This window comes from uncultured Microscilla sp. (genome assembly GCF_947493425.1).
In the GTDB taxonomy this organism is placed as follows: domain Bacteria; phylum Bacteroidota; class Bacteroidia; order Cytophagales; family Microscillaceae; genus Microscilla.
In genome coordinates, this window is sequence record NZ_CANLRP010000526.1 from 1 (window position 1) to 397 (window position 397).

1 protein-coding gene is annotated in these 397 nt (G+C 38.0%); it reads right to left on the bottom strand.

What is annotated here, in order from left to right:
• Positions 1–184, bottom strand: a 184-nt coding sequence (locus tag Q0954_RS34575) for a hypothetical protein (RefSeq protein WP_299466808.1), incomplete at its 3' end; no start/stop codon positions are given.
• Between the last annotated feature and the right edge of the window lie 213 nt (positions 185–397).

Genomic DNA, 397 nt, shown 5'->3' on the forward strand with positions numbered 1-397 from the left:
GCGAAACCTCTGCCAGAGAATCATCGGTAAGATGTTGAAAGCTCAAAGTGCTCGTGTATTCCCTGCTAATATCTTTTCTTAAAATACTTATCTTTTTGTACTTTTCATAGACCTTGATTTTTTTTTCAAATATACGAGCTCGGCGCAGCAGAGCTGCAGCCTCGGTTTTACGGCTTCGTTTCACAGATTCTTAACGGCAACAAACTAAGGCTGAATCCAGCTGACGCAACTTTAATTATTCACCGTATTTTTGGTCATATAAACAAAAATATATGCTGCGAAAGATCAGTTAAATAATAAAACAATGTGTTCTTTATTTTCAATACTCCGCAGTGATTTTAGCCAAAGTTGACTACTGATTAACTTCGTTGAGCTCACCGTAGCAGAGCTACAGGCT